At 35.7% G+C, this 26,060-nt stretch carries 22 protein-coding genes and 1 pseudogene; 10 read left to right on the forward strand and 13 right to left on the reverse strand.

Annotated features, from left to right (window positions below):
• The first annotated feature begins 149 nt into the window (after positions 1-149).
• Positions 150-989 carry a ComEC/Rec2 family competence protein gene (locus ACQKL6_RS06325; RefSeq protein ID WP_427650829.1) on the forward strand — a complete coding sequence of 280 codons (840 nt, stop codon included), beginning with the start codon at positions 150-152 and terminating at the stop codon, positions 987-989.
• The gene (locus tag ACQKL6_RS06330) at positions 990-1,208 is read left to right on the forward strand and encodes a DUF3006 domain-containing protein (RefSeq protein ID WP_427650830.1); all 219 of its coding nucleotides are present in this window, start codon (positions 990-992) and stop codon (positions 1,206-1,208) included.
• A 125-nt stretch (positions 1,209-1,333) separates the two neighbouring features.
• On the opposite strand, the gene ACQKL6_RS06335 is transcribed toward ACQKL6_RS06330, so the two are convergent.
• Together ACQKL6_RS06335 and ACQKL6_RS06340 are read right to left on the reverse strand one after the other, a co-directional pair.
• Entirely contained in the window at positions 1,334-1,603 is a 270-nt protein-coding gene (locus tag ACQKL6_RS06335) for an excalibur calcium-binding domain-containing protein (RefSeq protein ID WP_427650831.1), read from the reverse strand.
• 129 nt (positions 1,604-1,732) lie between these two features.
• Positions 1,733-2,293, reverse strand: a complete 561-nt coding sequence (locus ACQKL6_RS06340) for a competence protein ComK (protein WP_427650832.1) — start codon at positions 2,291-2,293, stop codon at positions 1,733-1,735.
• A gap of 383 nt (positions 2,294-2,676) precedes the next feature.
• On the opposite strand from ACQKL6_RS06340, the gene ACQKL6_RS06345 reads away from it, so the two are divergent.
• The 3 genes from ACQKL6_RS06345 to ACQKL6_RS06355 are packed head-to-tail and all read left to right on the forward strand — an operon-like array spanning position 2,677 to position 4,698.
• Positions 2,677-3,051 (forward strand): GntR family transcriptional regulator, encoded by a 375-nt coding sequence (locus ACQKL6_RS06345; protein WP_427650833.1) that lies wholly within the window; start codon positions 2,677-2,679, stop codon positions 3,049-3,051.
• On the forward strand, positions 3,048-3,926 hold the full coding sequence (locus tag ACQKL6_RS06350; RefSeq protein ID WP_427650834.1) for an ATP-binding cassette domain-containing protein: 879 nt from the start codon (positions 3,048-3,050) through the stop codon (positions 3,924-3,926). Before ACQKL6_RS06345 ends, ACQKL6_RS06350 begins: the two co-directional genes overlap by 4 nt.
• Before the next feature lies 1 nt (position 3,927).
• Positions 3,928-4,698 (forward strand): hypothetical protein, encoded by a 771-nt coding sequence (locus ACQKL6_RS06355; RefSeq protein WP_427650835.1) that lies wholly within the window; start codon positions 3,928-3,930, stop codon positions 4,696-4,698.
• Positions 4,699-4,790: 92 nt separating this feature from the next.
• Here ACQKL6_RS06355 and ACQKL6_RS06360 read toward each other — a convergent pair.
• Positions 4,791-4,943, reverse strand: a pseudogene (locus ACQKL6_RS06360) (SMI1/KNR4 family protein); the annotation flags it as partial.
• Positions 4,944-5,530: 587 nt separating this feature from the next.
• On the opposite strand from ACQKL6_RS06360, the gene ACQKL6_RS06365 reads away from it, so the two are divergent.
• Positions 5,531-6,244 carry a Fic family protein gene (locus tag ACQKL6_RS06365; protein ID WP_427650836.1) on the forward strand — a complete coding sequence of 238 codons (714 nt, stop codon included), beginning with the start codon at positions 5,531-5,533 and terminating at the stop codon, positions 6,242-6,244.
• Between the two features lie 47 nt (positions 6,245-6,291).
• On the forward strand, positions 6,292-6,582 hold the full coding sequence (locus tag ACQKL6_RS06370) for a hypothetical protein (protein WP_427650837.1): 291 nt from the start codon (positions 6,292-6,294) through the stop codon (positions 6,580-6,582).
• Between the two features lie 183 nt (positions 6,583-6,765).
• Here ACQKL6_RS06370 and ACQKL6_RS06375 read toward each other — a convergent pair whose 3' ends face one another.
• The 8 genes from ACQKL6_RS06375 to drmA form a co-directional block, all read right to left on the reverse strand.
• Positions 6,766-6,975: a YdbC family protein gene (locus ACQKL6_RS06375; RefSeq protein WP_427650838.1), complete on the reverse strand. Its 210-nt coding sequence runs from the start codon at positions 6,973-6,975 to the stop codon at positions 6,766-6,768.
• 16 nt (positions 6,976-6,991) lie between these two features.
• Entirely contained in the window at positions 6,992-9,976 is a 2,985-nt protein-coding gene (locus ACQKL6_RS06380) for a DEAD/DEAH box helicase family protein (RefSeq protein ID WP_427650839.1), read from the reverse strand.
• 12 nt (positions 9,977-9,988) lie between these two features.
• On the reverse strand, positions 9,989-11,890 hold the full coding sequence (locus ACQKL6_RS06385) for a site-specific DNA-methyltransferase (protein ID WP_427650840.1): 1,902 nt from the start codon (positions 11,888-11,890) through the stop codon (positions 9,989-9,991).
• 16 nt (positions 11,891-11,906) lie between these two features.
• Positions 11,907-13,826: a site-specific DNA-methyltransferase gene (locus ACQKL6_RS06390; RefSeq protein ID WP_427650841.1), complete on the reverse strand. Its 1,920-nt coding sequence runs from the start codon at positions 13,824-13,826 to the stop codon at positions 11,907-11,909.
• Positions 13,827-13,990: 164 nt separating this feature from the next.
• Positions 13,991-14,710 carry a DUF4391 domain-containing protein gene (locus ACQKL6_RS06395; protein ID WP_427650842.1) on the reverse strand — a complete coding sequence of 240 codons (720 nt, stop codon included), beginning with the start codon at positions 14,708-14,710 and terminating at the stop codon, positions 13,991-13,993.
• Entirely contained in the window at positions 14,707-17,958 is a 3,252-nt protein-coding gene (locus ACQKL6_RS06400) for a helicase-related protein (RefSeq protein WP_427650843.1), read from the reverse strand. The genes ACQKL6_RS06395 and ACQKL6_RS06400 overlap by 4 nt, the downstream gene beginning before the upstream one ends.
• 13 nt (positions 17,959-17,971) lie before the next feature.
• Positions 17,972-19,702, reverse strand: coding sequence for a DrmB family protein (drmB, locus tag ACQKL6_RS06405; RefSeq protein ID WP_427650844.1), 1,731 nt, complete (start codon positions 19,700-19,702; stop codon positions 17,972-17,974).
• The gene (gene drmA / locus ACQKL6_RS06410; protein WP_427650845.1) at positions 19,699-22,809 is read right to left on the reverse strand and encodes a DISARM system helicase DrmA; all 3,111 of its coding nucleotides are present in this window, start codon (positions 22,807-22,809) and stop codon (positions 19,699-19,701) included. The genes drmB and drmA overlap by 4 nt, the downstream gene beginning before the upstream one ends.
• 75 nt (positions 22,810-22,884) lie before the next feature.
• On the opposite strand from drmA, the gene ACQKL6_RS06415 reads away from it, so the two are divergent.
• Entirely contained in the window at positions 22,885-23,154 is a 270-nt protein-coding gene (locus ACQKL6_RS06415; protein WP_427650876.1) for a tyrosine-type recombinase/integrase, read from the forward strand.
• Between the two features lie 835 nt (positions 23,155-23,989).
• Here the strand turns inward: ACQKL6_RS06415 and ACQKL6_RS06420 are convergent.
• Positions 23,990-24,403, reverse strand: a complete 414-nt coding sequence (locus tag ACQKL6_RS06420) for a cytidine deaminase (protein ID WP_427650846.1) — start codon at positions 24,401-24,403, stop codon at positions 23,990-23,992.
• Positions 24,404-24,609: 206 nt separating this feature from the next.
• Between ACQKL6_RS06420 and ACQKL6_RS06425 the strand changes: the two genes are divergently transcribed.
• Together ACQKL6_RS06425 and ACQKL6_RS06430 are read left to right on the forward strand one after the other, a co-directional pair.
• Positions 24,610-25,155: a GNAT family N-acetyltransferase gene (locus ACQKL6_RS06425; protein ID WP_427650847.1), complete on the forward strand. Its 546-nt coding sequence runs from the start codon at positions 24,610-24,612 to the stop codon at positions 25,153-25,155.
• 186 nt (positions 25,156-25,341) lie between these two features.
• Positions 25,342-25,797, forward strand: a complete 456-nt coding sequence (locus tag ACQKL6_RS06430; protein WP_427650848.1) for a hypothetical protein — start codon at positions 25,342-25,344, stop codon at positions 25,795-25,797.
• 48 nt (positions 25,798-25,845) lie between these two features.
• On the opposite strand, the gene ACQKL6_RS06435 is transcribed toward ACQKL6_RS06430, so the two are convergent.
• Positions 25,846-26,058, reverse strand: coding sequence for a helix-turn-helix domain-containing protein (locus ACQKL6_RS06435; protein WP_402873324.1), 213 nt, complete (start codon positions 26,056-26,058; stop codon positions 25,846-25,848).
• Positions 26,059-26,060 lie beyond the last annotated feature (2 nt).

The following is a 26,060-nucleotide window of genomic DNA, read 5'->3' on the forward strand; positions in this document are numbered from 1 at the left end:
ATTTTATTAGACACTTATATTATACGCGTATAACCTAGCTTCAGCTCAGTTTGTAAGTGAAGAATAGTAAATTACAAATATATTATAATCTTGTAATACTATTTACTATAAGATTAAATTAAGCTATAAAATATTCTGGGAGGAAAAATATGAAAAAACTAAACATACTCTTAATTATCGCTATACTATTATCATTAATAACTGGAATTAAGACCACTGAAGCTGCTTCAAACGTCAAAGTGCACTACATTAACATTGGTCAAGGGGATGCTATATTAATTCAGACACCAAATGAAAATATCCTAATTGATGGTGGCGGAAAAGGTAAAGGTGATGAGGTTGTTGCCTACCTCAAAAATCAGAAGGTAAAAACTCTTAATGCTGTAGTATCCACTCATCCAGATGCGGATCATGTCGGTGGATTAGCTTATGTTATACAATCACTTAATGTAAAGTCTGTATATGCACCGAAAGTGTCCCATACCACGCAAGCATACAAAGAATTTTTAAAGGCAGTAAAAAAGAAAAGGCTTACAATTAAGTCAGCTAAAACAGGAGTGGAAATATCAACCAAGGTAAAGAACACTTCATTAAAATTCATTGCTCCTGTTAAAACCTATTCCAATTCTGACTTAAATAACTGGAGTGCTGTACTGTTGCTTAAGCACAATAAAAAAACATTTTTGTTTACTGGAGACGCCGAAGAAAAATCAGAAAAAGATATGTTGGCTAAAAATCTAGTACCAAGTATAGATGTACTAAAAGTTGGCCATCATGGAGCAAAAACATCATCAAGTTCAGCTTTCATTAATAAAACTAAACCAAAGTATGCTGTAATTAGTGTTGGAAAAAATGGCTATGGTCACCCCACATCTACCGTTGTAAAACGATTAAATTCTGTTAAAGCTAAAACATATCGTACAGACAAATCAGGAAACATTATTTTTACTTCTACGGGTACGAAAATTACTGTGAAGACGGTGAAGTAAATGTTACAGGGAATTATTGATCGATTTGAAGGGGAAATTGCAGTTGTAGAAATGGAAGGCACAGAAATGAAGGATTTTCCGAAAAGCGCACTCCCAAGAGATGCTAAAATTGGGGATGTTCTAATCATTAATGGAGACGAAATAACAATTTCTAATGAAAATACTAAAAGGTTAAGAAAAGAAATTGATGATTTAATGGATGAACTTTTCGAGGATTGATAGAATAGTGTACAGCCCTCTCGCTTGAGCAAGGGCTTTTTTTTCTTTTTAAGCATTACTTAAAAAGGCCTCTCTTAAGAAAGGCCTTCTCAAAGTAATGATTTTGTACTTATTTATATGGAACTTTACTTTTCACAAGCGATTAGGTCTTTATCACGATCCTTACTTTTGTTAGCATCATAGAGTGCCTTTGAAACATAAGGATTGTATTTTGTTTTACCGCCCTTGTTTTTAACTGAAGAAGAACGGGCTACGCCTCCTTTATATTTCTTGTTCAGCTCAGTACAATTTTTATATGTTTTGACTTTAGCTTTTGCTTCAACAATCTCATTAGAACTTATTGAAAATCCCAATACTATGGTTAAAGAGAGAAAAGGAACCAGTATTTTTCTCATGAAATAACCTCCTTTTATTTACTATTTTTTACATAATTAATAATAATTCACTATAGCGAGATTTACAATATATATTATTAGTCCTATCTCTTTTTTACAGAAATCAGGATAGGAAGCATTGAATAAATATTAATCTACTTTTTCTTTATCATTTACAGAGAAATTAATCTCTCCTTTCCTTTTGTAAAGCTTGATACCACTTCCTTTTTCATATAGAAAAAGCATTTTCTTTGTGGAACGTTCAACTAGCTTAGTTTGAAGAAGTGCTGCCCTTCCCATCCTATCTTCAATTTGTTTTTTTCTCATAGATATCTTTAAACTATGCCCATGACTCATATGTACTATGGTTTCAATAGAATTTAGTTTTTCTAAATTTTCAATGTGAGAATGCGCTAACCAAATGCTTTCCTTTGGTTTACAGGAGTTACATGGAAACCAAGTAATTCCTTGTTTTGCAGAAATGGAAATAGGCACTCTATATATATTTCCCAGTATGGACTTCGAACCTATAATTGCCCCTTCTAAACTTGATCCTAGGTAGTTAAGAGTATCATTGATTATTTTCTCTGGAGATTTATTTACTAAAAACATATTCTTTCCTTCTATTGCTCTAGTATTCTCCTTACCGAAATTATCAAACTCCGATATTAAACTAATTGTTTCTTTATTAATTATGTATTCTCTTTTCATATTAATCACCCCTGCGACCATTATCCTATTTTTTGTATTTTTTGTAAAATAAACCTAATTCTTTATACCTATAAAAAACTTGTTCTTTTTGATTCATATTCCAGTTAAATGAACTTACTCTTTACAAAACAGACCCAAAAAGGCCTAATTTTTCATTTTCTTAATGAAGATTCATTCATTTTTACTGATTTTCTTGTCATTTTGTGAAGTTTAATAGAACTTTTAGGTCCGGCTTCTTTGAAAATGACAATTTCATGAAATTTGCAGACAGGAGATCCCACCACTTAGTTATTGACAAATATTGGTTAACCCTTTATGGTTATACACATAAGTATATAACCATATAAGTTTTATTATGGTGATTCTGAAAAGTGGTGAGGGAAATGAAACCGTTCCATCAGGAAAAACCGATTTATTTACAGATACGCGAGAAAATCGAGGATCAGATTGTGAATGATCAGTTAAAGGAAGGCGACCAGGCTCCTTCCACGAACCAACTCGTCAGCTTTTATAAGATCAACCATGCTACGGTGTCTAAAGGGGTTAATCAGTTGGTGGAAGAAGGGATTCTTTTTAAAAAAAGGGGGATTGGCATGTTTGTAGCGGAAGGTGCTAAAAGCAAGCTTGTTCAAAAACGGAAAGAGGCGTTCGTCGATCAGTATGTCATCGGATTGGTTCAGGAAGCAGATAATCTAGGCATCAGTGAACTTGAAATAATGGAGTTCATTAAAATGGTGAAAGGACGTGGATTGAATTGACAGTAGAGGTTATTGTGAATAATCTTGGTGTACGCTACGGGGAGCACCATGCCCTGCAGCATATTGATTTCAAGCTGTCTGGACCGAAAATTTACGGTCTTCTCGGCAGAAATGGGGCAGGAAAAACCTCCTTATTGTCCATTCTCTCCTCATTCCGCTCTCAAACGGAGGGTATGCTTACAATCAATGGTGAAGAACCTTTTGAGAATGCAAAGGTCATGTCATTGGTTAATTTCATTTACAGTAAGGATTATAAGGAAGAATCCGAAAACGCTAAAAACCTTCTCAAGGACGTCGAAAGGTATCGAGCGAATTTTGATCGTGACTATGCAGACACCCTCCTCAAGAAGTTCAATTTACCGGTCAATAAACCTTTGAAGAAATTCTCAAAAGGGATGCAATCTGCCTTTGATGTGGTTGCCGGCTTGGCTAGTAGGGCACCGATTACCATATTCGATGAAGCCTATCAAGGGATGGATGCGCCGACACGTGAAATATTTTACCGGGAAGTGTTAGAGGATCAAGCTCACCATCCGAGGATTATCATCCTTTCCACTCATTTAGTTTCGGAAATGGACTATTTGTTTGATGAAGTATTGATTCTGCATGAAGGAAAGCTGTTACTTCAAGAAGAGTATGAATCGTTCATCACGAAGGGCGCTTCGATCACCGGAGAAACTGATGAGGTAGATGATTTTGTGCGTGGCCTTGAATTGAAGCAGTTAAGTGTACAGCAATTGGGCGGCACCAAGTCTGTAATGGTTTTCGGGGAACTTAGTGAAGCCAAACAAAAAGAGGCGCAGCAACGTGGACTCGAAATGGGACCCGTTTCGCTTCAAGATTTATTCATTCACTTGACTGGAGAGGATGTCTGAAATGAATCAAAAGCCATACTTACAAGTAACGAGGGATATGTTTTGGATGCAGTTTGTTTGGACACTCAGCTTCTTTGGCGTCATGTTGCTTATCCATGTAATTAAAATAACCACTTCTCAGTTTAGCGAGGATGAAGTAAGTACATTTTTCGCCTCGTCTTCCATTACTTCCAATATATTTATGCTTGTCATCGGGATTATCTCCTCATCTAGTTTCATCAAACACTATGTAGGCCATGGAATCACAAGGAAAGATTTCTTTTATGGTGCCTCTCTTACTTCCATTAGCTTATCCATCATCATTCCCTTGTTATCCGCACTCGTTACTCAAGTGATTTCGTTTATCATCAAGCTTGCTGATTTACCGATCGTTTTTCAAGGGTATAAGTCGGAGCATATAGATGATGGCGGTAACCTCATTAGTGATATGATCCAATCCGTTATTTTAACACCGATTGTAGAACTTCACAGTGACCCGCTATTAGCCCTATTGATCTTCTCATTAAATGTCCTCACCTATTATATAGTAGGATGGCTCATCGGGGCGGCCTTCTACCGGTTTGGAACCATTGCCGGCCTTGGCAGTATTGCATTGGGGGGCTTAGTTCTTTATATAGAAGACGTTCTCATGCATGCCGGACTCGCAATTGGGATGTATAACTACACCTTCACGATGCCTTTGTATGTATCGGTCTTCGTAGTGCTGGTAATAGTAGGCATTCTCCTATGGCTCATCCGCCTGTTTACCAAAAGGGTGGCTATCAAAGTTTAATAGGTATGCGTATGACGTTAATCTACCCTAAAAGCCTTACTACATGTGACTGGTAGTAAGGCTTTGTTTTTCCGTTTCAACTGGTGTGGCTGTCACTCATCTTCATCTTCGTCTTCTTCATCATCTTCCCACACGGTTAATCCGCTTAAGAATGTTTCAAAGTCGGGAGCTAATTCAATGATCTTCTCTTCTTCCACATCAAGGAATATAACAGGCGGGTTTTCTTTTGTCTTCCTGTAATCGAGGTCACTTTAGTGACTATAATTGGCCAACTATAATGCCAATTAGAGGGGATATAAAATTAGTTAGTACTGCATAATATTTACAAAATATAATTAAAGATATAGTTGAAGAAGATGGTTATGTGAAGATACCACGTTCAGAAATATATAAGCGTTCTTATTTAAAATTAAAAGGTGCGAATAATTTAGATAAATATTTAATTTTACTCCATAATAATGGCTATATTTATTTTAACTATAGACCAAAGGGAAACAAAAAGTGGTATGTAGTTTTAAATCCTCTTCTCGCTAACCGTTTTATTAATCTCCATTGATATAATTAATAAAGCAAATCAATGAATAATTATAAAATTACTTCATTGATTTGCTTTATAAATATCCGTATCATGATGTACAATTTTGCTAAAGCTTCTGCAATAGTTCTAAAATAAAAGCACTTCCCATATTTATACAGATTTAATATTGTAAACAAAATAAGTTGCTAAACGACCGTTGAACTATACCCCACTTGTTAAACATAATTAACAAGGATGTCCAATTCTCTATGTCTAATATTAGTACAAATAAAATCTTTAAGGGGAGTAGGTTTAATGTCTGAGCAAATCGATTTAAAAAAGCATCAGTTAATTGCAAAAAGTCCACTGCCTAAATATACGGCACGAAGCTTACAAGAAAAGCTCATCTTAGACTGGATCTATAATTCAAATGCAATTGAAGGCAATACACTGACGATTAATGAAACAAAGGTAGTACTTGAAGGAATTACAGTTGGCGGTAAAACCATCCGTGAACATTTAGAGGTTATCAACCACCGAGATGCTATTTTGTATGTTGAAGATATTGTGCAGAAAGGAGTACCGTTCCTTGTTCTAAAAGGCATTGATTATGATTATGCCGGTGTATATCGTGATCAACAAGTATTTATTTCTGGTTCTAATCATACACCGCCACCACCGTTTAAAGTTCAGGAACGAATGGATAACCTAATGAAATGGTATAATGGCGAAGCACAAAAATTACATCCAATCATTCGTGCTGCAATGCTACATATTCACTTTGGAGAGGTTCACCCATTTATAGATGGTAATGGCCGTAGTTCTAGGTTGTTTTTAGAGTTAATGGAATCTGATTACCCACCTACTATAATTCACATAAAAAATCGATTAGCTTACTTCAATGCATTAGATAAAGCTTATATTAATAAAGATTATGACGATTTTATAGATCTTGTAGCGAAGGAAATTGAAGACTCGTTAGATTTATATTTGAGTGCCTTTAGCAATGGAGAAAGGAAACATAAGTAAGTAGTTAATAGGATGATTCACTTGGACCATAAGGGATGTGGATAATTATGGAAAAATTTAAAAAGGGAATTATTTTAGGTGCTTTATCGATAGTACCTGTCGTTATAAGTATTATGATTTTCTTTGCAACAAGTGGCCCAAATGCTAATCCTGTTCCAAAAGTTTACTTTATTATAACTTTGTCAATTATCGGTATTATACTTGCCGGAACTTCTATACGATTAACTAAACAAAATGCAATGAGATTATTGATCGGTGGTATTGGAGTAATAGCTAATTTATTTATATTAGTTTGCATACTACTATTATTATTTGCATTTGGGATGGGTGAGGCATAGTAATTTACTTCAATGCAACTTTCATTTATTGTAGAGGCGATTTAAATTAGTTTTGAAATAAAGTTTGAGCAAAACCACCTCGTAAAGCCGTATTTTACGATAAATAAAAAGAATCCATTTACGACTGATAAGTACCATACAAATAAAAAAACCAAGGAAAAAACTCATCCCTTGGTTCAAAAATTATTTTAATATTTTTTTAAGTTCATTTATTTCTGAATCAGATAAGGTAATTCCTTTCCCCATCTTCTCCCGATTCGGCGCCCACTCACGAATATCGTATTTTGGTGCTGCACCGTTCCAGCTAACAAGGTTTAACTCTTTCTTCCACCCTTTTGCTGATTCTGAAAGAACACCGATATGTTCAACTACTTCGTATTTGATTTCAGCCATTCTCAAAGCCTCCTAGTTAATATACTTCTTGTAAAGCTGTTGCCTTTTTGAACGTTACACCTGTTTCAATCGCTTTGAAATGCTTTTCACCGCAGCGGATTTTTGCCAACTCTGTTGGGCGTAAATCTTCAGATGCTATGCTTCCTTTTGTTTCAACGATGAAGTACAAATGATCCTTCCCGTCTTTTTCAAGCGCTAAAGCCCAGTCTGGATTGTACATACCAAGTGGTGTTTTGATTTTAAATTCAGCAGGTAGTTTGATATAAAACTTAACATTTCTATCTTTTTCACATGCTTCTGCAAATTCTCGTTCCACAGTAGAATCTACAACAATATGATTATAAGGTGAGCGGTTGTTGCTAACTGGAACAATGCTATCACTATACGTATCAATTTCTTCTTTTAAGAACAGCGATTGATCATACACTTCATTGCCAGCTACTTTTTCATATTTAATGCCATCAACCATTGCCATACGTTTCGCTGCATTAATAATACGAGCAGCTTCCATCATGTACGTTTGTGGATTACGTTTAAAGTCAGATAACGTGCCACTATCTTTTAAAATTTTAATTAACGTTTTACGCTTTAATTTTGTTTCATTTTGTAAATACGTTAAAATATCTGGTGCTTTTTCATATTCACGTTCTGTTGTCGCAAATACTGTTGACTCTTCCTTACCAGTGGAAATCCCTGCTTCAGTCGTTTCAATTTTATGGCGCTCATATTCTAATTTATTAATTCGAATTATTAACTCATCATTCAGCTTATTCGCTGCCTGCTCAATGAATTTCTCTGTATCTATCTCAATCGTGTAATTCGTTTTATATTTAATGCGCTCCCATAGCTCTAAAAACGGTCCCGATAATGCTTCTTTATTTAATTTCACTTGCTCTTTCTTTGCATTATCTTTAATCTCGATTTTTTCAACGTTAAATTTCTGTTCAATTGCTTCGATAATTTTTTCTTTTATATCTGGTGCAATATCTTGAAACTCTTGTGGAATTTCGAATGTATTTTCCTTAATTGCCTTGGCAAGTTCTACAGTTCCTTTATGCTTGTCATCAATATATTTTTGTTCTTTTAAATAATTAACAAGCTTTTCAGATCGTTCATGTCCTAACGGTGTTTTAATGCCCGTATGTTCGTCTACTGCAATGACAAGTGAGCTAAAAATATCTAATTTAAATAGGCCAAACTCCATACCTTCTTCTTCGTATTCGGTTTGTAACCCTTTTGCAAACTCATCGTAGCTCTCATTTGCCATCACAATAAGTGTATTCACTTCAAAGCCAGGTACACGCTCACCATCCTGATTAACAGCTATACGAAGTCCACGTCCAATTTTTTGACGTTTTGTTATCGTATCTGTTGATTCAATCAGTGTACAAATTTGGAATATATTTGGATTATCCCAACCTTCTTTTAAAGCAGAGTGAGAGAAAATAAAGCGTAACTTATGCGCAGCTTTCGTTCTTCCCTTCTCTTCATCATACATTGTTAATAAATCTTCTTTGTCTTTCATGATGATGTTATAAGTAGTTTCGTCCTCTTTCGTAGAGCCATTCGTATTTTTCACTTTCTTTTTACCATCAACTGAGAAGTATCCGTTATGAACTTCTTCTACTGGTATATCAAAGTCACGTAGTTTTTTATACTTTTCGGATTTTATTACAGCCTTATATTCTTCCTCGAAAATTTGCCCGTAAATACCTAATACTTCATTACCTTCTTCGTCATATTGGCGATAGTTCGCAACATTATCAATGAAGAATAAACTTAATACTTTAATGCCTTTTTCACTTAACTTTAGCTCTTTATTTAAATGCTCTTCAATCGTTTTGCGAATTTGGCCACGCTTAATATCTAAATCTTCATTTTGCCAATCACTTAAACGGATAATCGAAGGTTCACCTGAAAACTCAATATATTCATTACCTGGTTCAGCCGAAATATCCTTTACAAAGCCTACTGATTGATATGCTTCAATTCGTTTTGACTTCACATATAATTCATCGCCTTGTTTTAACGAAACCTTTTCTTTTATTATTTCATTTTTATTTTTTAAAAACATTTCTACCGTTGCTGTTACATTCTTTTTAGTTGCTTTAATCCCAACTAACTTCAAATAATCTTCATTACCATCGATTGATCGTTTAATACCTGCTACTTCAATTTGCTTAACAAGTTCCTGCTGATACGCTTCTACCGGCCCTAATTTGTATATTAATGGATAACTTTTATTTTTATGCGTTGCGGAAAAACGGAACGTTACCGATGGATTTAATGCTGCAATTGCGACTTGTGCATTAGGTGTATTATCTACACTTTGCGGCTCATCAATAATGACAATTGGATTTGTTTCCGCAATTAGCTCAATAGGCGCAATCCCATATAACGCGTCCATATCGTTACGATAAATAATGTTCATATTATCGTTATTTTTCGCGCTTTTTGAGAATGCTTGAATGTTAATCACCATAATTTCAACATCATCGCTTGTCGCAAACGCTTGTACATTATTTAACTTTGAGCTATCGTACATAAAAGAACGATATACTTGCCCTTGCATTTGTGCTTTGAAATATTGTTTTGTCATTTCAAGCGTCTTCATAACCCCTTCTTTAATTGCAACAGAAGGAACAACAATAATAAATTTCGTAAAGCCGTATTTACGATTCATCTCTAAAATCGATTTTAAATAGACAAACGTTTTCCCCGTACCTGTTTCCATCTCAATATTAAACTGTGGAAACGAGCCAACTATATCCTTAGCAATAGGAATGCCTTGATTAATTTGAATTTGCTGAACGTTTTGTAGAAGCTTCGTTATAGAAATGTCTATTTTGTTCCCGATACCTTTCTCTCCAAATAGCCTCCCTTGTGCTGCTTGATCAGCAATTGTAAACTCTGACTTACGAATTTGCTGCCCTTCAAACACACTTAATACTGCATTAATGGCATCTGTTTGATACGTTAAATCTTTAAATTGAATTTTCATGCCGCATCACCTCTACAATGTTAGCAAGTTATCTTCTGGATAACCGGCATCTTTTAAAATTTCGATACAGTTTAGCTTATCTGAATCTGTTTCAAAGCTTGCATCACTGAAAATAACACTACTTGTATCTGTTCCTTGTTCATCGCGACGTGCAATAATTGCTTGTACAATGTCCGTCGTAATTCTTTTTGATAAGCATACGAAAAGACTACCGAATGCAATGTCATATACCTTTTGGCCATTTACTTCAAATGTCTCAATTGGATAAGTTAACTCAAGCCCTTGCTTTAGCATAATTTCGTACACAACATCTAGTTCAGAACGGTCATCTACAAACGGTGTATCATATAAATCTAGCTTACCTTCTAAATCAGCAAAATCAACATTCCATTCACGAATATTCGATGTATCTAACTTTATTACTTTGAAGCCAATATCTAGTGCTTCTGGGTCTACAACATTTTCGTCTAGCATACCTGACTTTTGCTGCTTCTCAATTAACTCCGATTTAATCTTTTCACCTGCACGACGAATACGTTCTTCACCGATGTCGCAAATTGTACGATACCCATCTTTATACGCTTCTGACTTTTCATCTAACGGTTCTGGAAGCTGTACCATAATGAATTTACGATTACCACCATCCTCAGCATTTAACTGCATTGTTGCGTGAGCTGTTGTTGCTGAGCCGGAGAAAAAGTCGAGAATAATAGAATCTTTCTGACTTGCAATTTGTAAAATGCGTTTAATAAGTCGAGTCGGCTTTGGTGTATCAAATGGTGGCTTTTTCTCAAATAAATCCTTTATTTCTCTATTCGCTTCATCATTATGACCTACTTCTTCAAAATTCCACCAAGTTATAGGGACTCTTCCTTGTTGTACCTCATTTAAATAGCGTTTTAATTGAGGCGCACCTTTTCCATCCTTACCGAAGTAAATTCGATTTTCGTTTAACCATCGCTCCATAGTTTCTTTACTAGCACGCCAACTACTTCCCTCTGCTGGCCAATGTTCTATACCAGTATTAGGATTGATAATTGGATAAACCGCTGTTTTTGAAAATGACTTTACTAATAAATCTCCACTTCTCCATAATCCCCTACCGTCATTATCGTTATATTTATAAGGTTTATTTTGTTCTTCCGTCCTAGGTAATAAATTCCTGTTAAATTCCCCTGACTTTTGGTACACCAAAATATAATCATGAGTAGTAGAAAAACCTTTAGCATCATTAGTTGCAGCATATTTCTTTTGCCAAACTATATTTGCTAAAAAGTTGTTTTCACCAAATATTTCATTGCAAACCTTTATCAAATTTGTTAGCTCATTATCATCTATACTAATAAATATAGCACCATCGTTACTTAGCAAATTTCTAGCTAATTTAAGTCGAGAATATATCATATTCAACCAATCAGTATGAAAACGTCCATTACTTTCAGCATTTGTTGAAAGAATATTCCCTTCCGAATCCACTTGCCCCGTCTGCTCTAAATAATTTTGTACACCGTCTTTAAAATTATCTTTGTATACAAAATCTTTACCTGTATTGTACGGTGGATCGATATAAATCATTTTGATTTTGTTGTTATACGATTTTTGAAGTAACTTTAAAACTTCTAAGTTATCTCCCTCAATATAAAGATTTTCTGTCGTATCAAAGTTTTTACTTTTTTCTTTACCGGGGCGAAGTGTACCTTTTGATGGTTTCTGTGTACCAGCAATCATTTTTTTCTTGCCATGCCATGTAAATTGATAGCGTTCATTTTCATTGTCTACTTCGCCACCAAGCACTGTCTTTAACATATCAAAATCAATTTTCTCGCCGTCTGTTAAAATTTCTGGAAATAATTCTTTCATACATGCAATATTTTGTTTTGTTACATCTAATGATTCACCATTTATTTTGTTCATTGCCTAAACCTCTTTCTTAAACCGTTAAAATATTATCTTCTGAATAACCGGCATCTTTTAAAATTTCAATACAATTCAATTTATCCGAATCTGTTGCAAAGCCCGTATCGCTGAAAATGACATTACTAGTATCGGTTCCTTGCTCATCACGACGCGCAATAATCGCCTGTGCAATGTCCGTCGTAATTTTTTGTGATAAGCAGATGAAAAGGCTACCGAATCCAATATCATAAACTGTTTGACCATTTACTTCAAATGTCTCAATTGGATATGTTAACTCAAGCCCTTGCTTTAACATAATTTCGTACACAACATCAAGCTCTGAACGGCCCTCCACAAACGGTGTATCATATAAATCAAGCTTGCCCTCTAAATCAACAAAATCGACGTTCCACTCACGAATATTCGACGTATCAAGTTTTAACACTCTAAAGCCAATATCAAGTGATTCAGGATTAACAATATTTTCATCTAACATACCTGACTTTTTCTGCTTCTCTACTAGATCCACTTTAATTTTTTCACCTGCACGACGAATACGCTCTTCACCGATGTCGCAAATTGTGTCATATCCATTTTTATAAGCTTCTGTTTCTAAATCTAATATTTCCGGAATTTGAACAAGGATATATTTACGATTACCTCCATCTTCTGCATTCAATTGCATTACAGCGTGTGCTGTAGTAGCAGATCCAGAAAAGAAATCTAAAATAATATCATTATCTGTCTGATTTGTTGCAAGACGTAAGGTTTGTAATATAAGTTCTACTGGTTTAGGTGTTTCAAATATTGCTTGATCGTCAAATAGCTTTTTAAAATTATTTTTCGCAATTTCATTTGTAGAGACATCTTCAGAAAACCACATGGATTCTGGTGTTAGTCCTCTTTCCTTAGCATTTAAATACGTTTTTACTCTAGGAACACCCTTACCATCTTTCCCAAACCAAATACGATTGTTTTTTATATGTTTTTCCATTTCCTCTTGAGTATATAGCCAACATCTTCCACTAGGTAATGTATGCTTATTTCCATTTGGAGCTACTAATTCATAAAATTGTGATTTTGTACCATGACCGGCTTGCGCAGTCGCTGGGTCAGATTTCCATAAACCATTAGGGTCATTATCAGGATTTTTATAATTTGCTAAAGCTTTTTCGCTCATTGGCAATTGCCTTAATATAGGTACTTTACTTCCAATATTTTTAGCATAGCAAACTAAATATTCGTGTCTTGAGGAAACGACTTTTCTATTTTCTCTATTAGTCCTCTTTTCAATCACAAAATTAGAGATGAAATTAGATTCTCCAAAGATTTCTGCACACAGTCTTAATAAATTCATTAACTCATGATCATCAATACTAATAAATATTACACCATCGTCTTTAAGTAAATTCCTTGCCAATTTCAGCCTAGTGTACATCATATTTAGCCAATCTGTATGAAATCTTCCGTTGCTCTCTGTATTAGTAGTTAGTCTATTTCCTTCACTATTTATTTGACCTGTCTGCTCTAAATAATTTTGCACACCGTTTTTAAAATTATCTTTGTACACAAAATCTTTTCCTGTATTGTACGGTGGATCAATATAAATCATTTTGATTTTGCCGTTATATGATTTTTGAAGTAACTTTAAAACTTCTAAGTTATCACCTTCAATATAAAGGTTTTCTGTCGTATCCAAGTTTTTACTTTTTTCTTTATCAGGCCGTAATGTCCCTTTTGATGGCTTTTGTGTGCCAGCAATCATCTGCTTCTTGCCATGCCATGTAAATTGATAGCGTTCGTTCTCGCTATCTACTTCGTCACCTAATACAGCCTTTAACATATCAAAATCAATTTTCTCGCCGTCTGTTAAAATTTCTGGAAATAATTCTTTTAAACGTGCAATATTTTGTGCTGTTAAATCTACTGATTCTCCGTTCATCTTATTGACCATTTTGTTGCCCCTTTATACTTAATGATTTATATTTTTTACATTATCTATTACAATAAATACATAAATTTACACTATCTGATATTCATTCATGATTTGCATAGTAGATTTTGGTGAATATTGTGTTAAAAAGCCCATTGTTTGCGTAGCAGACGTTGGGCTTTTTGTTATGACTGCATTTTAGTAATGAGCTTTGCCTTCTGCTCTTTTACTTTATTCGCCGCCTGCTGCAATTCCACTCGCTTATTCAGCTGTGTTTCTTTCTTTGCTTGCTTGACGTAATCATCGATTTGCTCATCCATCACGACAAGCTTTTCTAATACATTATTTTGCAATGTAACAGGTGCATACACACTGTACCGAACTTGTAATTCAATTTGTAACATTCGTTCAAGCCATGATTCATAAAACGTTTTTAAATTCGTTTTATTCAATTCATCAAAGTTTAGATGCTGTTCTACTTGTTCCAATGTTACCGCTTCTTGAATCTCGTACAGTTGCTTGATTGCTAAATAACCGTCATTTTTCTTCTCGTGTATTGAAAATAGCCATCTCGTATGTACATCATAAAATAAAATAACAAGTGGATTCGGCATAACGTTCATAAATATTTTATAAATTTGAGCTGCCTTTTTTATATTTTTCAGATGAATCGCTAGAAACACGATTGCATCAAAGCGTTCTGTTTCACTTTCAAACGCTTCAATATTTGTATTGTTCGTTTGAATCGATGCTAAAATCCGCATGCCGCGCGCTACAACTTGCTCAGAAATCACTTTTTTCTGAGCAGCTGTAAGTCTTGTTTCTAGTTGGTTATACGGTAGCGTTTTTAATACATGTGTTGGTTTTGGTAAGTCGATTACCTTTAATAATTGGGCTTCATTCATTCAGCCTCATCCTTTACAACTAAAAATGAAATAAGCTCGATGTCATCATCACCTAAGTCTAACTCTGCTTGCAATGTATTGGCACCGAAGCTAAACAAGCTTTCAATCCCTACTTCTTCTTGTTTATCTTTAATAATATTAACCGATTGCTTTAAAAGCTCTTGATACGCTTCCATATTCGCTGCGTAATTCGTTTCTTCATTAAATAAAGCCACGACCTTGTGATCAATCTCTTGCTTCCCATGCGCTAATTTACGATATGCATCGAGAATTTTTTTCGCATGCGTGTAATGAATGAATGCCTCGCCATCACCTGTCACATAAAGCAAAATGTACGGTGCTAGACTGTTGCTTTCCACCGCCACTTCTTTATGCTGCTTCAAGCAGAAAATGACACCTGGCTTTGCCTCAGAAAAGTTGTTATTACTTACGACTGCATATAACCCTTTTGGTGCTGCTGCCAGCTCTTTTTTATACGATTTTAATGCAGAAGTTAAATCGCTTTTAAAATCTGTATAAGTTAAGTCTGTAATTGAAATTGCACCTGATACATCCTCTAAGTTTAACACATCATTTTGCAGTGCTTTTAGCTGGTTACGACGGTATTCCAAATCGTTCATTTCTTTCGATGACGTATCTAAAATATCTTCTTCACCTGATGCAGACGTATTTAAAATTTTCATACGTCCCTTTACACGTTCCTCAAGGTTAATATATTCATCTAAATCCATATTCGGCCAGAAATTGACTAGCTGAATTTCCGTATTCGTTGAGCCAATTCGGTCAATTCGACCAAAGCGTTGGATGACACGCACTGGATTCCAATGAATATCGTAGTTAATTAAGTAATCACAGTCCTGCAAGTTTTGCCCTTCTGAAATACAGTCTGTCGCAAATAATAGATCAATTTCATCTGTACGTTTACTGTCCACTTTATAGCGCTCTTTGGATCTTGGTGAGAAGTTAATTAAAATATCATTTAAGTCTTTTACGCGCACACCTTTTAACGTACATTTATTGGCACCGCTACCTAAAACAAGTGCTGAGTGTAACTGTTTGTCCAAAAAGCGCTCGGACAACTGCTCATATAAATATTTCACTGTATCTGCGAATGCTGAGAAAATAATGACCTTCTTATTATTCTGATTGATTTGATTACTAATTTTATCTTCAATAAGACGAATCAAATGTTCGAGCTTCGCATCACGTGTACTTGTGATTTGCTCTGCTTTTTCTAGTAATTCATGTAATGTTGCTAAGTCCGCACTTAAATCTCCTGCCCATTTAAGTGCATCGATATCATTTAATTGAATTTGCACTTTATCACTACCAACTGTAATCGCTTCAAGCTGCTCGTCATCTATTTCCGTGTCGTCAAACTGCTCTGTCAGTGTTGATTTACTTTGTAGCTGTAATGTTTGCAGCGTGCCTTCAATGCGTGCCACTAACTTTTCCAATGTTAAACGGAATGAATGAATTGAGCTTTCTAATCGCTTAAATAAATTTACTTTCATTAAAGCTGCTACTGCAAATTCTCGGTCCGTTTGTTTAAATGTTGATTGACCATCTTTAACTTTAGTGTCGTATAACGCTTCATAATGTTTTCGCTTTTGTGGCAAAACATATTGCATCGGCTGATAAATACTAAAATTAAGCGACTCTAAGCGTTCATTCACCTCGTTCATATTAAGAAAATTTTGCTCTGTATCAACATCAGATTTTATTGAAATTGGTTTCAGGCGTGTTGGGAAGTTACCAATATCTTTTACATCATAGTATTTTTCAATATGCTTTCGGCTACGGGCAATTGTTAGTAAGTCGAGTAATTGGAAGTAATCTTGCTCCACCATATTTAAAAACCGCTCTGTCGTACGCTCCCCAGCAGGCAGTGCTGTCCAACGGTTAAATGCAGCTTGTGCCGAACGTAGTGTTTGTTCAACACTAACGATTCCTTCTGCAAGCAGAGCATCATCTTTATCTTCTGTAATGAAAGCTATTTGGTTTTTAATGTCCGTCATTTTATTATTTACGGGCGTTGCAGAAAGAAGTAGAACTTTCGTCTTAACACCCTTTTTAATAATCTCCTGCATCAGCTTTTGATAGCGTGTTAAGCGGCCTTTGCGTGCATTATTATTTCGGAAATTGTGGGACTCATCAATAACCACTAAATCATAGTTACCCCACTTCACTGTATCGAGACGGATTTCACCTGACATTCCGCTTTCACGGCTTAAATCGGTATGATTTAAAATGTCGTAATTGAAGCGATCATCACTTAATACATTACGCTTATCATTTTGTGTATACACTGCCCAGTTATCACGAAGCTTTTTCGGACATAACACAAGTACACGGTCATTGCGTAATTCATAATATTTAATCACTGCCAATGCAGAGAACGTTTTCCCAAGCCCGACACTATCAGCTAAAATACAACCATTGTATTTTTCCATTTTATCAATCATGCCGATTACACCATCACGCTGAAACGGATAAAGCTTATTCCAAACAACTGTGTCTTTAAAATTTGTACCTTCTTTAATGATATTCTCTTCCGAAATTCCCTCTAAATTCTGTGAAAAAATATGATAAAGCGTAACAAAATAAAGCCACTCTGGTGTATTTTCCTTTTGAAATGCTTCTAGATGCTGCACGATTTCTGCTGTTATTGCTATGGATTTCGTTTCATCTTGCCAAAGGCGGTCAAATTCTGCGAGCATATTTTGTGTTACGCCCATCGATTCTTTCATAACTGTATAGCTTGCATGCCGATTAGACGGTGTAATCCCTAATCCATCTGCCGTAAATTCAATTTCAGATTGAATAAATATATTGTCATCCGCTTTATTTTGAATCATTATTTGCTTCGGATAGGCTACTTCACCTAAAACTGTTTTAAAATCAGCATATTGTTTAATCCATTCCGTTAGTTCGCGTGCCGTTTGCTTTGACTGCATTTGATTGCGTAATAGAATTTCAGAGTAATTACCATCTAATTGTACTGTTTGGCCTTTTTTTTCAACAATTTTCATCTGATGATTTTGGTCAATTTCTTGATTGTAAAACGTTGGCTCTGTATATAAAAATCGAAAGGATTCTCCTTTTTCCAATACTTTTTTTAATTCTTGAAAGACATGCAAACTAAATGAAGCCGAGGCAACAGCAATTTTAGAGCCTTTTTTGATTTCCTTTTTCAATACTTCCGCAAGGGTGTTTGTCCCTTTATTATCTACTAAATCTACCTTCACATTGTCACACCTCTTACATCTCTAATAATTGGTCGAAATAGCCGTCCTGCTCATTAGGATTTATATTAATTAACGTACGACGATCTAATAATAAGTTGCCCCACTCGCACGACGTTTCCGATACAAATGTACATGCATGACAAGCGGCACCATTCGCAGTTGTGTGATATTCAAATTCACCATCCGAACAAATTGGATCAGAAGAACAGTAACTCATTTTTTCTAGCGCACGAATAATGATTGGTAGTAGCTTTTCACTTTGGGCTAAATTAGTTAAACCACCTAAACTACCTTCTGAATCGCCCGACGCCGTATAAATAAACACTCCAAACATATCTTCACTAGCATAAATACGTTCTTTTAAAGAGGTCGTTGTATAACCACAATGTGCTGCTAATTCTTGTAGAAGTGCATGGCTAAACGTATGCAATAAAATTTGGCGCGGTAAAATGTCTAACGGTTCCTTTTTAAACTCTACACGACTTGTATTGTATGCTTGAATAATCGCCTTCGTAACTTGCTCACTTTGCTCCCATTTTAATAGTTTGTCTTCATTTAATTTAAAGAAAATCCCTTCACCATAATTTCTTACTGCTGGTAACCATTTCGGTTCTCCTGTAATGACAACTGGCTGCGTTTTTACTTCATCATCAGTGAAGCGATCAATGTAATCAAGTCGGGTAAATTCCTTTAGTACTTGTACTGCAGGTACAGAGTCTACTCGATAAATCCCATCAAAATAAGGAGTAAGTGCTGGAGCAATTGCTACTTTTTTAGATAAAAAGCGTTCTACATCAATTTCATCCTGCGTTAACGTATTCCATTCTTGCTTTTTAATTGTTTCATATGTTGAGCTTTCTTCAAGTGAAATTTCACCGTCTAAATAACGTTTTATAATCGGGATAAAGGAAGATGGAATACCTTTAAAGTTACAAGCCATCTCTAACCCGCTTTCCCCCATCCCTAGATATGCTTTACTAAAGTTATCTTTATCTTTTTCTACTAAATAAAGAATATCAAAAACAGAACTAGACTCTGTCAATGGTACTTGTAAAAAGCTCATAACAGATGGTGAATAAACATTTGATGCACCGCGAAGTGTTGTTTTCATCTTACAAGAACATTTTTTATTTGCTGTTGGGCTAATCCATGGACGATCGCCTTTACAATCAAATAAAGAATACGCCTCTCGTTCCTCAGGATGCATAATTCGTCCTAAACTTTCACTCTGATTACAATGAAGACAAATTACATGCAAGTCCGATAAAGAACCGCTTTTGCCACGTGTTTTAAGCACTAAGCGCGGATGCTTAGAGTTCTCGCTACAAGGCTTTTTACGGTGAACCCATTCTTCATACGGAAAATCAGAAATATGCCCTTCTTCACATACTAAAACGAATCGACTTGCATAAAGCTCTTGAAGATCTTCTGTATTTTTTTGTGCGCAATAATAACACGTTGTATTATTAAAATCCGTCATACTTTGACATTTGGGACAGATTTTCCATTTAGGGAAGGTTACAGCTTTAATTTTTTGTTTATCAGGGTTTTCATTTAAAATCCGTACATGATCTACCTTTAAAAAGGATGTAATACGAGCATCTTTTTCCTGCGGCGCTCTGGAAGTTTGCCACTGATCTGCTGATTTAACAATGACACTTTGATTTAATAATTCTACAATTGCTCCCGGTCCAGATTGATAAATAAGCTGTGAAGGACGAATCGTTTCCGTTTGTTGGCTCATGATTTTAACACCTCAATTTCGATAGCTGATTCTACATTTCGTAATGACATCATCGCTGGACGTGCATCTTGATTTTTATTTTCTTCACTAAAGTTTCTTAATAAAGAACCTTTTACATACTTAGACGGCTTATACGCTAACTTTTGATCACTATACTTGTTAGCTAGCTCCTGCCACCACTCAATTAATCCCTTTACTTCCGTTTCAATTGTTGTACCATATGCGTCTTGAACACGTGCTAAAAATTGAACAGTTGCGTCATCAACTTCCTTTTGTAACTGTAAAATTTGTTTCGGGCTTTGTTCTGCATTCATTTCCATAATGCTTTGACGTAAAAATCCAATAAATGTACCCGTTAACCCTTTATATAAAGCACCTGTAGCAAATGGCGTTACACTCATCGTTTCAACATGGCGGTATAACGCTTGATGATAAACTTTAAATCGTTCAAAATGCGAAAGATCCCTTGAACGCAGTGAATTCAGTAGAACAAAAACAATTCCCGGATATTTACGCCCTACACGACTTGTTGCTTGAATATATTCAGAAGTTGTTTTTGGCTGTCCTTGTACAAACATTGTGCCAAGACGATCAACATCGACACCAACCGAAATCATATTTGTTGCAAGTACCGCATCTAAAACGCCGTCTTCCTCCATTGTTTTTTCCATTTGCGTCAGTAGCTGTGGAATTTCTTGTGCTTTTTTACGGCTCGTTAATTCCTCTACGACTAAATCATGGTTAAATTTTTTATTTGGATCAAGCATATTTAAACGCGTATTAATTTCATCTTTAAATGTTGTATTCATACTCGCTAATTCTTTTACAGTATTAAAATAACCGAGCATTGTGTAGTACGGATCTACTTTAAATTTTGCTTTCGTACGCGTAATTGTGGTATACGCACTATATGTTTGGATTGCTTGGATTTTATTACTTACTCCTGGCGCACATATTCCGACATAGAATCGTCCAGGCTTTTCTGTCGTTGGTATCTCCTTCGAAACAAAATTGTCATTTGCTTTTTGAACTGCAAGCGGGAATTGCTGCATATCTCGTCCATAAAGCGCTCGAATTTGTTCATCCGCTCCACTAATTGTCGCTGTCGAGGCAATGACTTTAGCAGGTCTTCCATTATGTCTCGTTAATAAATCAATTGCTACCTCGTATAAGCCTGTTAATGAACCTAGTGGACCAGATATTAGATGTAGCTCGTCTTGAATAATCAGTTCTGGTGGCTTTAGGCGATTAATTCGACTATAGCCTTTTGGTGTCGATTCACTGTATTCAAAGCCTAATTCACGATGATAAACATTTTTATTACCGAAAAGCTCATGCATATTATTTTTCCATGGTAACTGTGCAATTTTGTCTACCGTTCCTATTAATAAAGTTGGTAGCTTTTTATAAATAGCTTCATCTACTGTGTAAACTGGGATACCATGCTTAAATGTACATTGTTTATTTGAACAACAAATCTTTTGCGACTTTTTATCGATTTCATACTGTTCAGGACCTAATTCTGCCCCACACCACGGACAGTTCATCAGTTGAATCGGATTTCCAGTCTTTACTTCCTTACCTTCACGAAGCTCTTCTAATTTTTCGATTGCGTCTTCAAATTTATTCGGTGATGAATCTTGTCCAATCCATAACCCTATACTAAACGGCTCTTCACCAAATAATTTGGCATTAGGCTTTCGTAACACTTCCGCTGCACAAATTAAAGCGGCTGCACGTTGAAATTGCTGAGTAGTTAGTAGACGCAATGTATAACGCATAAACACTGTGACCCCAGCATATTTCTCAATTTGATTTGGTGCTAATAGACGACGATAAGCCATCACATAAGCTGCCACCCCAAGATAGGCCTCAGTTTTCCCTCCACCCGTTGGGAACCAAATTAAATCAACAATTTCTCGGTCTGTATGATTTTCATCAGAAGATCCTGCTATGTTCATTAATAAGAATATTAATTGGAACAAACGCCATTCACCATCTAATGTAGGCTTTACTCGTTGGCCAGTTGCACGATACGTTTGTGCAACTGCTGATTGCGCTCTTTGTAAAAGCATCGCACGATTCGCAAATTGAAAAGCTAAATAGCATAAAGAATCATTACTTTCGGTTACTAATGCGATCCCTTCCTCTAAGCGCTTAATAATATTTTTAACTTTTAACACATTTTGCTCTGCCTCAGCTTTAAGATGTGTTGGTAAATCGCTTATTAATTTCACTTCATTATCTAGCCATGCCTGATATGCCGCTGGAATGACACTTAATTGCTCTTCTAATAGCGTAACAGGAGCTTCACTTAAATCTTTCATTTTGAAAGATTGATTTTTGATTTTGCAATGCTCTATGTTAGGCAGTTCATAGCGCGGCATCCACGTCGAATAAATCGTGATCATATTGCCAACGTTCTCCCAATCTACTCCAACACCATGACCAATTGCTAGTTCTTCTTTATCACGATAAAGTAGCTCATTTTGTACATGATATTGATCAGCTTTTGAAGTAAACTTAGCTACATACGTTGTTGGTATATGTACCTTTAATTCGCATTGGAACATTACTTCATCCTGTTCAGGATATTGATCTTCACGCTTTAATGTATTCATTAAAAATACGTTCACATGATATAAACCATTGCGATATGTAACCGTGTAACGGACTTTGCCATATTTTGAGTCATTACTATTTTCAAGGGTATCTACTCTTTTAGACGACAGATCAATTTGCCATTTTTCTGATTGTGGCATTCGCTTATGTTCTTCGTCCTCATAGACTGCCCAAGATGTCTCAATTTTTACTGTAGTCAATTCTTTTAACTTGAAGCTGAATCCCATTGTGGATGGACGGAAGATTTTCTTTATTGTTAGTTGTTCATTTATTTCTTCTTCGCTTACTTGCACATGTGTTTCAATTGCATTATCACGCTCATTTACAACATCTGAAGATGACCCGAATGGTACTAGCTTCCCAGTTAAATAAAGCTGCATTGGACGAATGTCTATTCCTAGTATTTCATCCACACTATGTGGTCCAACTAAATATGTTTCTAGCTCTTGAATTAAGTCTTTACGTAGAATTGTATACTTCTCCATTTCATCCACACCTCTCTCTTAGGTAGTTACTACTATTATATCATTTACAGTAGCTACTCTATATCCTCCGATTCAATATATTTCCAAGACCCTAACAAAACTGTTCAATGGTTAGCTACTTTTCTAAAAAAGCATAAGCTTGTGACGATAACAGCACATGGATTACGCCATACCCATTGTTCGCTTTTATTTGAAGCTGGGGCATCGATTAAGGAAGTTCAATTTCGACTAGCCCATCGTGATGTAAAAACAACACTGGATGTTTATGCACACGTTACCAAAAAAGCGAAGTCCGAAACAATCGATAAGTTTACTAACTTCATGGGCAATTCTACAAAGGATTAACAAAGGTTAATAAGGTTTTTAATAAGGATTAAATCCAATTCAATACAACTCAAAAGCATTAAAAAAGCGCCATAAACGTTGTTATATCAACGTTTATGGCACTCAGTGAAATTCAGTACATTTCACAGTATGGAGACGCGGGAGTCGAACCAACCGTCTCAGAATGTACCTAAACTTTGGAATTCTGGTAGTTCGAGAATCTCTGGTCATCTTAATAATAGACACGTTCCTGACGACCTGTACATCGACATCATTCACTCGGTATTTAACTCGACCTGTGCCGTCATCTCCAGTCTCATGATCATCAGAAATAACTTACTACTCGACTTTCGATTGTATGATAAAATCTTGGATTCTCTGTAATGAAATTTTTTATTATACCCTTATTAATGTGACTCAAATTTTCTTTTATCACTTGTAAGATTTCGATTACATACTCACCCGTCAATCGAATGATATAGGGAAGGATCCACCCATTGTAGTCACTGCATTGATGAATGATCTTTTTTAAATGCTTTTCTCTAATAAAACCATCGTGATGCCTTGTATATAAACAATCTACTACTAATTGTTGTCGATTTGTTAATGAATGATAGTGCGATAAGGAAGTTTCATTATTGTATATGCGTTCAGGGATCATCAACTTACTTCCCTTAGAATTAACCTCAAAACAGTAGAAGAAGTCCTTACTTGTTTGGGAAATTATACTCAACACCTCATCACATCTTCCTCTAATTCAGGTGGAAACGCTTTTACTAATTCATATTTTTTACCTGACATGTATTCACCAACTTTAATGTGCTTACTGTTCATTTTTTTCAAAGACCCCGTTAGTTCAAGAAGGATCTTGATTATCATAGGCTCTAGACCAATGAAATGGTTGGATTTCCTCCAGTGTTTTATATACAAGTCTTTGATCTGGGTTCGTAATAGCTGCTTTTACATGAGGACCCCAATACCAAAGTCTTTCTTGGCATACCCCACAAGGAGTTAAGACTTTAAATTCAGCCTGTTCGTTATCTCTTACAACGCAAACAGAATGTGTAATCTGTGTGTTCAGCTTATGTGCTTCAAGGATCGCACCCGTTTCCATACATAATTCTGTCGAAGCATTTATGACCTCTGGCGCAACACTTGTCAAGACCATACCATCTTCCGTATACATTGCTGCGGCACCGCCCCATCCAGAAGGGTATCTACTTATGATCAATTCGATTGCTGCTTGATACAGTCTTTCTTCAATCTTCATGTTTCTCCCCCCATTACCTTGCAAAAATACTTTAACGTATTAGTTTACGTGTAAACTTTAACAATCCTATACCACTTTAGCATGAATTTACATTACCTAGTTTACTTTTTTTGGTAGTATATAAAGAGAGGCTTATTCAGCTAACGTGCAGTGGTTTAATGATCCTTAAATATTTTCAAAAACATCATAAAAGGAAGTGTTTGAGATTGGGTAGTGAAGATAAACTCATTATTTCTCCATTAAATAAAGATTTAATAAAGGATATCAATCTGACAAATGATTATTTTACGTTATATGGTAGAGTTGTCCCCCGTTTACAAGCAGGAAAGTGGTCTTATGAAGAGGTTCTTTTTGATAAAGCTAGAGAAACACGTTTTCCAGATGACGAACTTGATTGGAGTCACTATATAAACCAAGAGGATAAAGCGTTGTTTTTAGCTTATCTGAATGATACGTGCATAGGACAAATTAGAATCATTCAGGATTGGAACCGCTTCTGTTATATTGAAAACATTGCGACCAAGAAAGAGCATAGAGGCAGTGGCGTCGGAACGTTGCTCTTACATCAGGCAGAAGAGTGGGCCAAACAAAGAAACCTGATAGGCATGTCCTTGGAAACCCAAGATGATAATCTAGGTGCCTGCAGATTTTATGTGAAACAAGGATTCATGCTAGGTGGAGTGGACACACTCAAGCAGTCCTATAATCCTGATATTGAAACCACTTTATACTGGTATAAGTCATTCAAGTAACGGGGGCTTTAGCGGAATCAGTCATACAGTCGTCGTCCATATTCAATGCCTGAGTCTTGTTCCACTGAAGTTCGTACATATCCAAGTTAGGTGGTGAACCATTGTGATTGATTGGCAATGGGTTGAAGTTGATACATTAGAAAGGCAAGAAAAATGGAATGAAGCAAAATCGCTCCTGATAAAGAGTTGGCGGCAGAATCCCCAAGACTTGAAAGTGGCGATTCGACTTGGTTTCTTTTGCTGGTATGTCTTATCGAAGAGGGACCTTTAGGGATTAAAGATGTAGATTTTAATGAATTAGAAGCTGTGTTAAAGGAAGTTACGCATTTTGGAATGGCTAATTTTATTACAAATGAGGATTTTCTTTGGTGTTTTGGTTATATGATTTCGCTGTTTCCCTATTATTTCGGTGACTATGAATATTGGGAGGAGAAAGGCATTTCGATGAACAAAAGTGCCTATGAACGATGCCCTGATGACCCAGTATATACATATTCATACTTAGCATCTTTCCCCAATACTGATCAAAAACTTAAAGGGAAATTTCATCAGGTGAAAGATCAGGTGAAAGCGGTTCTTGAAGATAGATTTCAAGGAGAAGGTGTCCTATCCGAATATTTTAAAGACGTGTGGCGTAGTTAACTTTCAGTCCATATTAATGAATAGTTGTAAACTGGCATATAACCATTGTTATATGCCAGTTTTTTCTTCATATTCGAGTATGTCACCAGGTTGACAATGTAATGTCTGGCAGATTTTTTCTAATGTGTCAAAGCGAATACCACGCGCTTTACCTGTTTTTAGTATGGATAAGTTAGCTTGGGTAATTCCAACTTTTTCCGCTAACACTTTTGAAGAGATTTTTCTTTCTAGCATGACTCGATCTAGATTAATTTTTATCATGA

The organism is Peribacillus sp. NPDC097197 (genome assembly GCF_050278025.1).
GTDB lineage: Bacteria > Bacillota > Bacilli > Bacillales > DSM-1321 > Peribacillus.